Source organism: Croceitalea rosinachiae, from assembly GCF_031846445.1.
GTDB lineage: Bacteria > Bacteroidota > Bacteroidia > Flavobacteriales > Flavobacteriaceae > Croceitalea > Croceitalea rosinachiae.
Genome location: NZ_JAVRHR010000002.1, coordinates 14,141 through 28,045 on the forward strand (window position 1 = coordinate 14,141; position 13,905 = coordinate 28,045).

General features: G+C 33.3%; 16 protein-coding genes and 1 pseudogene. 9 read left to right on the plus strand and 8 right to left on the minus strand.

Annotated elements, in window-relative coordinates; translation table 11 throughout:
• Positions 1-160: 160 nt before the first annotated feature.
• Positions 161-880, plus strand: a complete 720-nt coding sequence (locus tag RM706_RS07710) for a S1/P1 nuclease (protein WP_311350479.1) — start codon at positions 161-163, stop codon at positions 878-880.
• Between the two features lie 3 nt (positions 881-883).
• Here the strand turns inward: RM706_RS07710 and RM706_RS07715 are convergent.
• The 3 genes and pseudogenes from RM706_RS07715 to RM706_RS07725 form a co-directional block, all read right to left on the minus strand.
• Positions 884-1,115: pseudogene (locus RM706_RS07715) on the minus strand (DUF2805 domain-containing protein).
• Between the two features lie 53 nt (positions 1,116-1,168).
• The gene (locus RM706_RS07720; protein WP_311350480.1) at positions 1,169-1,765 is read right to left on the minus strand and encodes an alpha-ketoglutarate-dependent dioxygenase AlkB family protein; all 597 of its coding nucleotides are present in this window, start codon (positions 1,763-1,765) and stop codon (positions 1,169-1,171) included.
• Position 1,766: 1 nt separating this feature from the next.
• Positions 1,767-2,657, minus strand: coding sequence for an AraC family transcriptional regulator (locus RM706_RS07725; RefSeq protein WP_311350481.1), 891 nt, complete (start codon positions 2,655-2,657; stop codon positions 1,767-1,769).
• A gap of 199 nt (positions 2,658-2,856) precedes the next feature.
• Between RM706_RS07725 and RM706_RS07730 the strand changes: the two genes are divergently transcribed.
• Positions 2,857-3,228: a T9SS type A sorting domain-containing protein gene (locus RM706_RS07730; protein ID WP_311350482.1), complete on the plus strand. Its 372-nt coding sequence runs from the start codon at positions 2,857-2,859 to the stop codon at positions 3,226-3,228.
• A 55-nt stretch (positions 3,229-3,283) separates the two neighbouring features.
• On the opposite strand, the gene RM706_RS07735 is transcribed toward RM706_RS07730, so the two are convergent.
• Both RM706_RS07735 and RM706_RS07740 read right to left on the minus strand, forming a co-directional pair.
• Positions 3,284-3,919 carry an MOSC domain-containing protein gene (locus RM706_RS07735; protein WP_311350483.1) on the minus strand — a complete coding sequence of 212 codons (636 nt, stop codon included), beginning with the start codon at positions 3,917-3,919 and terminating at the stop codon, positions 3,284-3,286.
• 64 nt (positions 3,920-3,983) lie between these two features.
• A complete protein-coding gene (locus RM706_RS07740) occupies positions 3,984-4,331 on the minus strand; it encodes a DUF6249 domain-containing protein (RefSeq protein WP_311350484.1) in 348 nt (115 codons plus the stop codon).
• 129 nt (positions 4,332-4,460) lie between these two features.
• On the opposite strand from RM706_RS07740, the gene RM706_RS07745 reads away from it, so the two are divergent.
• Entirely contained in the window at positions 4,461-5,039 is a 579-nt protein-coding gene (locus tag RM706_RS07745) for an RNA polymerase sigma factor (protein ID WP_311350485.1), read from the plus strand.
• Entirely contained in the window at positions 5,032-5,430 is a 399-nt protein-coding gene (locus RM706_RS07750; protein WP_311350486.1) for a hypothetical protein, read from the plus strand. Before RM706_RS07745 ends, RM706_RS07750 begins: the two co-directional genes overlap by 8 nt.
• Here RM706_RS07750 and RM706_RS07755 read toward each other — a convergent pair.
• The 3 genes from RM706_RS07755 to htpG all read right to left on the minus strand — a co-directional run bounded on the left by RM706_RS07755 (position 5,427) and on the right by htpG (position 9,107).
• A complete protein-coding gene (locus RM706_RS07755) occupies positions 5,427-5,786 on the minus strand; it encodes a DoxX family protein (RefSeq protein WP_311350487.1) in 360 nt (119 codons plus the stop codon). The two genes, RM706_RS07750 and RM706_RS07755, sit on opposite strands and share 4 nt — an antisense overlap.
• 3 nt (positions 5,787-5,789) lie before the next feature.
• Positions 5,790-7,124, minus strand: a complete 1,335-nt coding sequence (locus tag RM706_RS07760) for a hypothetical protein (RefSeq protein WP_311350488.1) — start codon at positions 7,122-7,124, stop codon at positions 5,790-5,792.
• A 93-nt stretch (positions 7,125-7,217) separates the two neighbouring features.
• Positions 7,218-9,107 (minus strand): molecular chaperone HtpG, encoded by a 1,890-nt coding sequence (htpG, locus tag RM706_RS07765; protein ID WP_311350489.1) that lies wholly within the window; start codon positions 9,105-9,107, stop codon positions 7,218-7,220.
• A gap of 381 nt (positions 9,108-9,488) precedes the next feature.
• Here htpG and RM706_RS07770 point away from each other — a divergent pair, with 381 nt between their 5' ends.
• From RM706_RS07770 to RM706_RS07790, 5 genes are all read left to right on the plus strand, one after another.
• Positions 9,489-10,148: a TetR family transcriptional regulator C-terminal domain-containing protein gene (locus RM706_RS07770; RefSeq protein ID WP_311350490.1), complete on the plus strand. Its 660-nt coding sequence runs from the start codon at positions 9,489-9,491 to the stop codon at positions 10,146-10,148.
• 11 nt (positions 10,149-10,159) lie between these two features.
• Complete coding sequence (locus RM706_RS07775) at positions 10,160-11,470, plus strand: ABC1 kinase family protein (protein WP_311350491.1); 1,311 nt, start codon at positions 10,160-10,162, stop codon at positions 11,468-11,470.
• A gap of 110 nt (positions 11,471-11,580) precedes the next feature.
• Positions 11,581-12,588 (plus strand): 3-oxoacyl-ACP synthase III family protein, encoded by a 1,008-nt coding sequence (locus RM706_RS07780; RefSeq protein WP_311350492.1) that lies wholly within the window; start codon positions 11,581-11,583, stop codon positions 12,586-12,588.
• Between the two features lie 9 nt (positions 12,589-12,597).
• A complete protein-coding gene (locus RM706_RS07785; RefSeq protein ID WP_311350493.1) occupies positions 12,598-13,152 on the plus strand; it encodes a pyridoxamine 5'-phosphate oxidase family protein in 555 nt (184 codons plus the stop codon).
• A gap of 350 nt (positions 13,153-13,502) precedes the next feature.
• Positions 13,503-13,862 (plus strand): CoA-binding protein, encoded by a 360-nt coding sequence (locus tag RM706_RS07790; RefSeq protein ID WP_311350494.1) that lies wholly within the window; start codon positions 13,503-13,505, stop codon positions 13,860-13,862.
• Positions 13,863-13,905 lie beyond the last annotated feature (43 nt).

A 13,905-nucleotide genomic window follows, 5' to 3' on the forward strand; every position in this document is an offset into this window, starting at 1 on the left:
ATATTAAATTCAATTAAACTTTACAACTGTTATGAAAACATGAATATTTACGAAATCATAGATGTGTAAAGGATTTTGATGTTACTTTTACCGAAAAATAAAGGCAATGCGGTTTCTTTTGATTTGTAATTTCTTTATCTGCATAACCTGTAATGCTAATATGATTTGGTCAAAAACCGGTCATAGAGTTACTGGTCATATAGCAGAAAAGCATTTGACCAGAAAAGCTAGAAAGGCGGTCGATGATTTATTGGATGGCCATAGTTTAGCATTTGCTTCGACTTTTGCTGATGAAATTAAGGCAGATAGAAGTTTTTCTATGTTTTCGCCATGGCACTATGTCAATTACCCCCTTAATTTGCGATATGAAGACTCAGAAAAAAGTAAGTTTGGTGATGTGGTTATGGGAATTGAAAACTGCAAAAGAATCCTTACTGATAAGACCAGTTCGAAAGAAAATAAGGTCTTTTATTTGAAAATGCTCATCCACCTAATTGGGGATATGCACCAGCCAATGCATGCTAGTAGGGGAGATGACCGAGGGGGCAATGATATACAAATACAATGGTTTGATGAAGGTACCAATCTACATCGCTTATGGGATTCAAACCTTATTAACTCTTATGGAATGACGTATTATGAGTTAGGTGATGAGCTAGAGGGAAGTGTCGCAAAAAAAGAAATAAGAATTCTTCAAGCCGGCACTATTTATGATTGGGTCGACGAGACACATCAATTAGCCGCCGAGGTATACGATTCAATAAGAGTTGGGGAAAAGCTACGGTTTAAATACGCTTATAAATACAATGATATGCTATTCAAGCAACTGCAAAAAGGGGGCTTTCGCTTGGCTAAGGTTTTAAATGAAATTTTTAGTTAGATTTTACCTTTTTGACACCTTATTCCCAGAAATATGTCGTTGACGAGAACATTTGAACCTCCCCACATGTGCTCTACATTCTAAATCTACTGGGTTTCATCTCTCGACGCATAATTTCTATAGTGTCTTGTTCTGAAATTTTGAATTGAAAGGTAATAGTATCAAATAGTGCTCGATCTTCCCAAGCCATTTCTATAATACAATCTAATTCTCGTTCTGTAAATTTCTTCTTCATCTTATTATAAGAGTACTCTGATAAATAAATTTTTAGTATGATAAACATTAAATTTATCTAATGACTCTAAAGGTCAAATTAATACGACTCCCAATCGGCTTGGAAGTTTTAGCAATTTGATGTTGCCAATAATGTTGTGTTTCTCCCTGCATTAGCAATAAACTCCCATGTTTCAAAAGCAATTTATGCTTAAGATTTCTATCTTCTTTATTTCTTAAATGAAAGAAGCGCTCTTGTCCTAATGTTATTGATGCAATAGTTGGGTTTTTACCCAATTCTTTTTCATCATCGGCATGCCAGCCATTACTATCTTGACCATCACGATATAAATTTAAAAGACAGGTGGTAAATTGTGTATTGACCAAATCTTCAATTGCTAATTTTATCTCTAAGAGTTCATTATTAAAGAGATGTGGATGCATGGTAACATTGGAATAAGAGTAAGGCTTATCGTTATTTGCATATAAAGCCGTTAATCTTGGTTGCGTATAAGTTTTTCCAAAAACCGAAATGTCATCTTGTTGCCATGGCACCTCATTTTTTAATTTTTCAAAATAGTAATTGGCTTTGTGAGGGTGTATAAAGTTTGGATGGTAACAAATATCCGACTTGGGTAAATCTAAAGTTATCTTATTACCAAACAACTCCATTTTATCTCAAAACTGCTTTCAGTTGATTGCGATATTCTGAAGGATTTTGACCGGTAAATGCCTTGAAAGATTTATTGAAATGCGAAAAATTATTAAAACCGCTTTCAAAGCTCACTTCGGTGATACTCATTGTTTGTTCAGCCAAAAGTTTTGAAGCATGAACCAAACGATACTCATTAACAAATTGCACAAAAGTTTTATTTGTAATTTTTTTAAAGTATCGGCTAAATGATGGTACTGTCATACTTACTAAATCTGCTATTTCGTCAAGACTGATATGTTCTTTAAAATTTGTTTTGACAAAGTTGAAAACAATATTGATTCTATCATTGTCTTTAATTTCAGTTTGTATTGAAAAGCCTTCGGCATTAAGTACTTTATACTCATCTGATGCGCTCAGCTCATTTAAGATGTTCAATATGGATAGTAATCGTTGAAAATCGGTTTGATATTCTAATACTTCCATTTTTTCACCAACTTTTTTCTTGGTTTTTCCACTGAAAGCAACACCACCTTTGGCAATGTCAAAAAGCTTTTGAATATTTTTCATTTCTGGGATTTCGAAAAAGTCATTTCCCAAAAAATCGGGTTTCATTTGAATTACGGTTTCACTTTTATTGCCTGTCAATATATCGGTAAAACCGCAATGCGGTAAATTAGAACCAATTAGAATCAAATCACCATCACCAAAATAAGAAACATGACTTCCTATTTGCCTTTTTCCAGAGCCACCATTAATGTAAACAAGTTCAAGCTCTGGATGATAATGCCATGAAGTAAACTTATTTTCATTGCCTTCTTCATACTTTTTATAGGTGAAAGAATGCCCAAAATTTGGTGCAATCGCTTCAAATGCAGGCTTCTGTTTATTTAGTGTTATTGTCTTTTCCATAAAGTAAAATTATACCTAACCAAAACAAAGGTTCTATGCAAAATTACCTAAAATATGTTCTATTTTAACTTTTAAGAGTATTTAACATACTCTTTATGATAAAATAGCACAGATATTGGAAAATACTGAGGTAGTTTACTCATATACAACAGGCGTATGTTTGCAGTGTAATTTATTTACAAATCTAAAAACGAGTGTTATGACATCAATTTTGAAAAACACATTAGTAGCGGCCTTAATGTTTACTACAGTAGTAAGCTTGGCAAACGGACCTGAAAGTACTTTTGGAAAGAAGACTTTAGAGGTAGAAAAAAACTTAATCAGCGTAAAGCTAGATCCAGTTTTTAAGAAAAAAGGACAAAAATTATTTGTTAACCTTTTGAATTTAGATCAAGAGAAAGTAACAATTAAAGTAATCGATAGCGAAGGAAGAATAGTATTTAAAGAGGTTATCGAAGGTGATATAGTTGTTGAAAAGGCGTTCAACTTTGAAAAAGCCTATGAAGGTAACTATACTGTTGTTATTATAGATAACGACAAAACATTTAAAGAAAAAGTTGCAGTAAAGTAAGTTTAGTTATAGTTAATTTAGTCAGTTTGGCCCTAATGGAAACGTTAGGGCTTTTTTATTGCAATAATTTTTTTAATATTTCTCTCTTTTTAAACCGAATGCCTTCATTTTCAACCGCAAGTTTGACCAAATCTAAATCCTTGTCACGGCTATTGACCAAAACATTGTATTGTTGCACGGTTAAGCCATTATTTGAAGATTTTTTTAAAGTCAAAGAATCATTGACCTTTACATGACCTTCTTTTAAAATCTTAATATATGTACCGGAATGCCCATAATCAATAAATTCTTTGATTACTTTTTGGTCGCCAAAACGAATACCTAATTTATGGCATGGTTGTCTTGGCTCGGTAATTTGAACCATAGCATCGCCCATTTCATAAATATCACCAATAAATATGCCGTTCTCATCTAAGCCTTTTATGGTGAGATTTTCACCAAACATACCCCAGTCCCATTTTAAATTAGGGTATTTTTCTCTCCAATCATTATAATAGTCCGAAGAAAAAAGGTAACAAGCTTTAAATTCACCACCATGGTGTTTTCTATCGATTACGTTATCTTTTGCTACATCTTCTTTCTTTAAAAAAATAGGTTCGTTTACAGGGTACTTAAAGATACCAGTTTGAATTTTTCTGCCTCGCCAATCAACAGTTGTAGATTGGCCAATATTGGTTGCAATGACTTTCATACCTTGAAGATAAAAAAAGCCATCGTTTTATACGATAGCTTTTTCTTATTTGTGGTCTGCTCAACTATTTTTCTAATCTTTTTGTCATTGTAAATCCGACTAAAAGACTAATACCGGCCATTAAGAATATGGTGCCGGGATAGGCTATATCCTCATCTAAGCCTAAAGTAGATTCTAGGATGGAGCCTATAAAAATTGCAACTCCAATACCTATTAGTAAAATTGCAAAGTTTATAAGAAATATTTTCCAAGTCGCTACATCATTTGAATCTTTGGTTTTTACAAAAACATTTGCGTCGACACCCTTTTCTATGAGCGCTAATCGTTCTTTATTTCGAGTGGAAAAGTAGAGGTATAGGATTGCAAATAACGTTAAAAAAAAACTTATGGGTATTAAAATTGCTTCTGCCATGATTGATTTTTAAATTATAAATAAACTCATTTTCCACTTATGACGACAGTTTGTTCATGCAGGTTACAAAAATTATATTTTTTATTTTGATGTAACCTTTCAGGACTAATTACCGTCATATGGAATAGAATGGAACAAAAGGGCAGCCAACCAAATATCGATGCTATTCTAAATGGAGATTCACAGGCTTTTTCTAAACTTGTGGATGGCCATAAAAACTTGGTCTATACTGTGGCACTAAGGATGTTAAAGAATACTGAAGAGGCTGAAGAAGTTGCACAAGATACTTTTATTAAGGTTTTTAAGTCATTAAAATACTTTAAAGGTGATTCTAAGTTTTCAACTTGGATTTATAGAATAGCGTACAATACTTGTCTTGACCGATTAAAAAAGAATAAAAAAGAATTTTTGAACAAATCAGTAGATGAAATAACAGGTTTTGAAATAGAAGATACCAGTAATGCTTTAGAGGATATTATTGCAAGTGAAAAATCATTGTTGATACGAAAATGCATTGAGCAATTAGCTTCTAAGGATGCTGCATTGATAACTTTTTTTTATTTTGAAGAGAAAAGTCTAAAAGAGTTGAGTGATATTTTAGATTTGGCAGAAAACACTGTTAAAGTACGTTTGTTCAGAGCAAGAGCACGTTTGGCATTGATATTAAAAGAAAAATTAGCGCTTAGAATTATTGAAAATTATGGATAGCCAAAAAGAATTGAAAAATTTGATCGATAAGCTAATGATTGAAGATAGCTTAGATTCACCTTCTACAGATTTCACCAAAAATGTGATAGCAAGATTACCTATTAAGCGAAATTCATTTTTTGTTTATAAGCCATTACTGCCAAAATCCATTTTTGTACTTGCCGTTGCCTTAATTGTAGCAGTAACATATTTTGTTTTGAATTCATATGGCTTATCTGAAATTGACCAGAGCTATTTAAATAGATTAAACGTGGTAGGTACTTCGGTAAATGATTTATTTTCCCAATTCCGGTTTTCAAAAACGGTAGTCTACATTATCATTTTTGCCGGATTAATGTTTTGTATACAAACTATTTTATTGAAAAGGCATTTTGATAGCAGAATAGCCTAAAGTAATAAGTACCTAGATGCCCAATATATTAAAGCAAATTGTAAGGGAATTCTAAGAATTAAAATCCATTTTGGTACTCCAACAGCTGCCTTTTCATTTGAGAGCATATAAAAATGTACAACAAAAAAGATTATTAGCATTGCGATGATTCCCCAAATGGAAAAATTTTTAGTTGCCGAAAAACAAAGCCCAATTCCCAATATAATTTCAGCAACTCCACTCCAAAAAACCAATGCTTTGTGATTGGGTAGATACTGGGGCATAATTCGTAGATAAACCTTTGGCTTAATAAAGTGCATGATACCGGCAAAAATATAGATTGCAGCCATTAAGTATAAATGCCAAGGGTAACTCATAATTTATTCTTTAAAATACCAAAAGGGGACTTGGGACTCAGTCAATGTTTGAGTGGTATCTTTTTGTTTCTGCAATCTATTTAAATGTAATACATGTTTACCCTCAGATATTTCCCTAATATTCAAATTCGTTTCAAAACCCAATTGACCTTTACTATTGGTAGTTACAATAAAATCTTCATCTAATTTTAAAGTATCAATTTTAAATGAATATGTTTCATTAAATATTTCTAAATACCTTTTTCTTATACTATCTCGCTGCTTTCTAGTTTCCCATTCATCTTCCCAGTCATTTCCAAAATTAATTCCCGAAGCTAGCCCTCTTTTATCATTTTTAGGGGTAATGGTAGAATCATAGGCGAAAATTCGGTCTTCTAAATTTTCGCGATATGGAATGAAAATAGGTAGATATGGTGTTCTTATTATTTTTGATGGAATGACTATGTCACCAGGAAAATCTTCATTTTCAGTCATTAAATCCAAATAATTCTCTTTGTTCGCAAATAGAGGAGAAGAGTTCCTTTCATTATCAAGAAAATTAGAGTTTTGATATTCTAATGATGCTACTACTAAAATCAATAAGTAAATAGGGGTAAGAAAAAGAATCAACCTTTTTCCAAATTTATGATCTAAAAAATTATAAACCAGAGGTCGGTATAAAAATGATAAGGTCAAAAAGCTAAATACCCAATAAACAGGAAAATAAAATTTAGAAATCCATTTATTTCGTTTCAAAAGGCCTTGGGTAATAAAATCAAAAAAGGTCAAAAACATTCCCAAGCAGATAAAGACTAACAATGGAATACCTAGACCTTGAGAAATCCAATTTGGCAAGTTTTCATTTTTTAAGATAAAATTTACGATAAGAACAATAGTAATAATTACTGTTGTTAGTGCCAGTACATAAAAAATCAATAGAAAAGAAACCGCAAAAAGAACACTACAATAGTTTTCAAGACTGCCAATATAACGATCAAAAGAAACTATTCTTTTGCTTAGGTATTTTTTAAAGCGCTCTGAATATTTTAATTTATCAAATTCAATATCTCCGGAGACATATCTTAGGCCTAATGCACCAATCCAAAGCCCTCTTAAAATAACGTGTAACAGTAGATTGAAAAGAAGAATGGAACAGGCGGTAAGTGCTAAAAAATAGATAACGAATCCATAGACTTGTTGTTCGTTGCTGGCATTGGCCATTTCAATTTTAATAGGCTCATAAGCAGTAAATAGGCCAAAAATTGCGAAACCTGAAATTAGCAGCTCCAACTCCCAACTTTGTTGTTGTAACGAGTCAAGTAGTTTTTTAAAGGCCGGGCTTTTATAATCGTTGTGCATTGTTTTTTGGTTTCTGTTTCAAGATAGAACTTTTGCATAAAAAAACCGCTTAAACAGTTGTCTAAGCGGTTTTATATTTTGTAGTAGTTATTTTTATTTTATCATCTCATAACTTCTGCTGATAAATTTGGTCAACTCTTCACCTTTTAATAAACCCTTTGAAAGTCTTGCCAAATCTAAAGATTGATTGATCAATCGTTCTCTCTTTTTCGTGGTTTTGGTATTGAGGATTTCACTGACTAATTCATTGTTAGTATTCACGATCAAATTGAACATATCTGGCATATTGCCCATGCCAAACATTCCACCACCTCCGGTTTGTTGCATATCTTTCATTCTGCGCATAAACTCAGGCTCAGTAATGATAAAGGGTTGTGATGTGCTATCCATAGCTTCTAATTGAACAGTAAAATTGCTGTTTTCACCTACGACACTTTCAATTTGTTCTTTTAATTTGTCTTTTTCTTCATCGCTTAATTTAGAAATGGCCGTATCCTCTTTTTTAATCAGATTATCAATATGATCGGCATCAACACGAGCAAAAGAAATTTTCTCTTTTGATGTTTCCAACTTTTGAATAAGATGAGGGATGATAGGGGAGTCTAGCAACAGCACCTCGTATCCTTTGCCTTTTGCTGTTTCAATATAGCTATGCTGTGCCTCTTTGTCAGAAGCGTAAAGAATAACCATTTTATCATCCTTATCGGTCTGTGAATCCTTTATTTTAGATTCTAGTTCCTCAAAAGTGTAGTATTTACCATCCACAGAAGGATAAAGTGCAAATTTTTCTGCTTTTTCAAAGAATTTATCTTCAGAAAGCATGCCATATTCAATAACTACCTTAATGTCATTCCATTTTTGTTCAAAGTCTTCGCGGTTGTTTTTAAAGATAGAATTCATTTTATCTGCAACCTTTTTAGTGATGTAAGAAGAAATCTTCTTTACAGCACCATCGGCTTGCAAATACGACCTAGAAACATTTAAAGGGATATCTGGTGAATCTATAACACCACGAAGCATGGTCAAAAACTCAGGTACGATACCTTCTACATTATCAGTCACAAAAACCTGATTTTGATAAAGTTGAATTCTATCCTTTTGAATGTTCATGTCATTGGTCAACTTTGGGAAGTATAATATTCCTGTTAAGTTGAATGGATAATCTACATTCAAGTGAATATTGAACAAAGGCTCTTCAAACTGCATAGGGTATAATTCCCTATAAAACCCTTTATAATCATCTTCATTTAAATCTGCAGGTTTTTTGGTCCAAGCTGGAGCAGGATTGTTAATGATGTTATCAACTTCTTGAGTAGGTGCTGGATCTTCTTCTTTTGCGCCTTCGGGTTTTGGTAGAGTTTCTGTTTTGGTTCCGAATTTAATCGGAATAGGCATAAACTTATTGTATTTGGTCAACAAGGTGCTTATTCTGGTCTCCTCTAAAAACTCAGTAGAATCTTCGGCTATTTGCAAAATGATTTCTGTCCCCCTCTCGGTCTTTTTAGAAGCCTTTAATTTAAATTCAGGAGAACCATCACATATCCAATGAACGGCGGGTTCATCTTTAAAACTTTTAGTTATGATCTCTACCTTTTCAGCTACCATAAAGGCTGAATAAAACCCAAGGCCAAAATGACCAATAATACCAGCATCTTGACCAGCATCTTTGTACTTATCTAAAAATTCTTCAGCCCCGGAAAAAGCAACTTCATTAATGTATTTTTTGACCTCGTCTTCCGTCATCCCTAGACCTTGATCGAGAATATGGATCTTTTTGGTGTCTTTATCAATCTTAATCTCAATCTGTGGATTGCCATATTCTACTTTCGCTTCACCAATTGATGTTAAGTGTTTTAATTTTAAGGTCGCATCCGTAGCGTTGGATATTAGTTCACGCAAGAAAATTTCGTGATCACTGTATAAAAACTTCTTGATTAAAGGAAAGATGTTTTCTACTGAAACATTGATTTTACCTGTAGCCATAATAATTATAATTTGATTTTAATTTCTACAATCGCAGAAATGTTTGTGTTTCTTTTCTCTTTGCTTTTCAATAAGAGTACCAATTTGATTGAAGGTGACAAACTGACATTCTATGGATTCCGAATTATTAACTTAAAACTTTAACAAACATTTTGTTTAATATTTATTGAAAATAATTAAACAATTATTATTTTTGAATTGTTATAGAAAATTTATTGCTATGAAAAAGATGATTTCTGTAACAAGTTTGTTTATTTATTGGTTAGGTTGTTGAAAGCGCGCTTTTGGTAAGAAGCGCGCTTCACGTTTAAGCCTTTTAAATATTCAAATCGTTATCTTTACTGTTATGATTATTATAGTTTTTATTTAACAAATATTTCTATGGCTACAAAAGCAAACACGGCAAAAATTACAGATGACAAAATAATAAGCATATATATGGATTTTGTACTTGAACATGAAGTACATCCAAAGTCTATCTATAAATTTTGTAAAGAGAATAAAATCAAAGAAGATGAGTTCTATCAATTTTTTGGTTCGTTTGAGGCCTTACAAAAAGGAATATGGAACAAATTCTTCACCAATACCACAACCTTACTGAATAAGAATAAAGAATATGAAGGTTTTAGCAATAAAGATAAAATGCTCACTTTTTTCTATACCATTTTTGAATTATTGACCATGAATCGCAGCTATGTACTTTTCACGTTGGGAACAAATAGAAAAATGCTTGACAAAATGTCTGAGCTCAAAGATTTAAGAAGTCACATTAAGAATTTTACCGCTGAATTAATTGAAGAATCTAATGAGGATAAAAATTTAAAGATCACCAAGCAGAGCCCCAGAATATTTTCTGATGGTGCCTGGGTACAGTTTTTATTCTTGCTTAAGTTTTGGATGGACGATTCTTCTGCAGGATTTGAGAAAACAGATTTGGCCATTGAGAAATCTGTGACCACAATTTTTGACGTTTTTGATAATACGCCTTTAGATAGTATAATTGATTTTGGAAAATTTTTGTACAAAGAAAATTTTGCCTAAACGTTTTAACTATGAAAACACTGGATAAAATTCCAACAGGTAAGATTGAGCGAGCTAGTAAGTTGGTAAAGACCGGTGTGAAAATTGGTGGAAATTATGCTAAGTATTACGGAAAGAAATTGGTCAATCGTGAGCTAGGCAAAGATGAATTGAATGAAGATAATGCTACAGACATTTACGATGGACTCAAAAGTTTAAAAGGGAGTGCTTTAAAAGTCGCTCAGATGTTAAGCATGGAAAAAAATCTTTTACCTAATGCTTATGTAGAAAAATTTTCACTGTCCCAATTTTCAGTTCCACCCTTATCGGCTCCATTGGTGCGTAAGACGTTTAAAAAGTATTTGGGTAAGTATCCAGAGGAGGTATTCGATACTTTCGAAAGAGATTCTGTTAATGCAGCTAGTATAGGTCAGGTTCATAGAGCAACTAAAGAAGGCAAAACTTTAGCTGTTAAAATTCAGTACCCTGGAGTAGCAGAAAGTATAAGTAGCGATTTGGCGATCGTTAAGCCTATCGCGATTCGTATGTTTAACTTAAAAGGGAAAGACTCTGACAAGTACTTCAAAGAAGTTGAAAACAAATTGGTGGAAGAAACTGATTATATACTCGAATTAAGACAAAGCAAAGAAATTACAGAAGCGTGTCATTTAATCCCCAATATCAAATTTCCTAAATACTATCCCGAGTTGTCCAGTGAGCGAACCATAACTATGGATTGGATGAAGGGTCAGCATCTCAGCGAATTTGCTAAAACAAGTTTTACACAAAAAATAGGCGATAAGTTAGGGCAAGCACTTTGGGATTTTTATATGTTTCAAATTCATGGATTGCGAAAAGTTCATGCCGACCCACATCCCGGTAATTTTTTGATAAGTACTGAAAATATTTTGATTGCTATTGATTTTGGATGTATCAAAGAGATTCCAGATGAATTCTACGTTCCTTATTTTGAGTTGGCAGAGAAAGATAATATTAACAATCCAGAATTGTTTGCCGAGAAATTATATGAGCTGGAAATTTTGACGCCAACCGATTCCGAAAAGGAATTACAGTTTTTCACTTCTCTTTTTAAAGAAATGCTAACTTTATTTACATCTCCTTTTAATAGGGAAACCTTTGATTTTGGAGCAGATGAATTTTGGTCGCAAATTGCAGATTTGAGCGAGCGTTATTCCAAAGACGAGCAGATTCGGAAAATGAACGGTAATCGTGGGTCAAAGCACTTCTTGTATATGAACCGAACATTCTTTGGGCTTTATAATCTATTACATGATTTAAAAGCTAAGGTTGAGGTGAACAATTTCAGGCAATATTTAGATTAGTTTACCGGACCAGGGGCTAAAATTTTACCTATTCTTAGTACTACCAAATATATTTTTTTACTTTTCCATTAAATAGCGGTATCTATAAACCGTAAATTAATTACAATTTTATGTACAATTCTAAAATAACTGGACTTGGCTATTACGTTCCTGACAATGTTGTGAGCAACGATGACCTTTCAAAGTTGATGGATACCAATGATGAATGGATTCAGGAGCGAACAGGAATCAAAGAGAGAAGGCATGTCAATTCTGAGGCAGATACGACAACTTCTATGGGTGTTGAAGCTGCTAAGGTTGCGATTGAACGTGCAGGTATAGATAAAGATGAGATAGATTTTATTGTTTTTGCTACCCTAAGTCCTGATTATTATTTTCCTGGTCCTGGCGTTCTAGTACAGCGTGACCTTGGTATTAAAACAGTGGGTGCCTTAGATGTTAGAAACCAATGCTCAGGTTTTGTATACGGTATTTCAGTGGCTGACCAGTACATTAAAAGTGGTATGTACAAAAATGTTCTTGTTATAGGCTCAGAAGTGCATTCAAGAGGATTGGATATGACCACAAGGGGCAGAGGTGTTTCGGTTATTTTTGGAGATGGAGCTGGTGCCGCTGTAGTAAGCAGAGAAGAAGATGCTTCAAAAGGTATTTTATCTACGCATCTTCATTCCGAAGGGCAGCACGCTGAAGAATTATCACTCATAGCACCAGGTATGGGAAAACGTTGGGTTACGGATATAATCAATGATAATAACCCTGATGATGAATCCTATTTTCCATATATGAATGGGCAGTTTGTATTTAAGAATGCCGTTGTGCGATTTAGTGAAGTAATTGTTGAAGGGCTCCAAAAAAATGGATTGGAAGCTACTGATATTGATATGTTGGTTCCACATCAAGCCAATCTTCGAATTTCTCAGTTTGTGCAAAGAAAATTTGGACTTTCTGATGATCAAGTCTTTAATAATATTATGAAGTATGGCAATACTACGGCTGCTTCAATCCCTATTGCATTGACTGAGGCTTGGGAAGCTGGTAGAGTAAAAGAAGGAGATTTGGTGGTATTAGCCGCTTTTGGAAGCGGTTTTACATGGGGAAGTGTAATTATTAGGTGGTAGAAAAATTTCATGGGCAAACAATTAAAAAAACTAACCCCTAAACTTGTTGATTTTATTGAAAATCAGTCTATGTTTTTTGTGGGCACCTCTATGAAAGAGGGAAAAATAAATATTTCTCCTAAAGGATTGGATTCCCTTCGCGTACTTGATGAAAATCGAGTAATCTGGCTTAATTTGACAGGTAGTGGAAACGAAACCGCAGCTCATTTATTGAATGATAATAGAATGACCATAATGTTCTGTGCCTTTGACGGGCCTCCAATAATTTTAAGATTATATGGCGTCGCACAGATATATCATGAATATGACCCATTTTGGGATAAGCACATTTCACTTTTCCCAGAAATACCAGGAAAGAGGCAGTTAATAGATATGAAGATAGAGTTGATCCAGACGTCATGTGGCATGGGAGTTCCCTTGATGGATTATAAAGAGCAACGTCAAGGACTGATTAATTGGGCGGAAGACCAGGGTGATGATGGAATTAAAACATACTGGGGAAAGAAAAACACCAAAAGCCTTGATGGGTATTCCACTGGAATTTTAAATAAAAACAAACCCTGACAATGATGCCAGGGTTTTATTGACCTCTTGAAAAGAACTAACCAACCATTTACTATTCAAGCTAGGTCAATATTTTAAGGATGCTTTAACCCTTTTATTAAGAGACGTCTTTTTCGGTATTATGTTACCGTTTTTTCAAAATATTAGAATAATAATTGTTGCGATAAAAAAAGTAAACCCTGAAAATCTTTGCAGATATCAGGGTTTTTCATTGATAAGCCATACTAAACACTAACCATTAACTATAAAAATACAGTCTTATCAACGATTAATTTCTTAATTGTTTACAATAGACGTATTTTTTTCGCTATTGTTACCATTTTCCATTTGTTTAACACATAAATTAACATATGCAAAGCACACTCGTTTTTGGAGCTTCTTTAAAACCGAACCGATACAGTAATTTGGCGATAAAACGTCTTTTAGAGAATAACGTAAATACAGTTGCCTTTGGATTAAAAACTGGCTTGGTTGATGAAGTGCAAATTAAAACCAATTTAAGTGAACTACCAAAAATTCACACTGTAACGTTATATTTAAACCCTGAACGGCAAAAGCAATACTATGATAGCATCATAGTACTTAAACCAAGAAGAGTTATTTTTAATCCCGGAACTGAAAACCCAGAGTTTTATAAATTACTTGAAAAACACAATATTCAAGTTGAGGTATCATGTACTTTAGTCTTGTTGGCAACGGGGCAATATTGACTTTTTCAATTGTAAATTTTGAATAGTTAATAAATGATTGTTT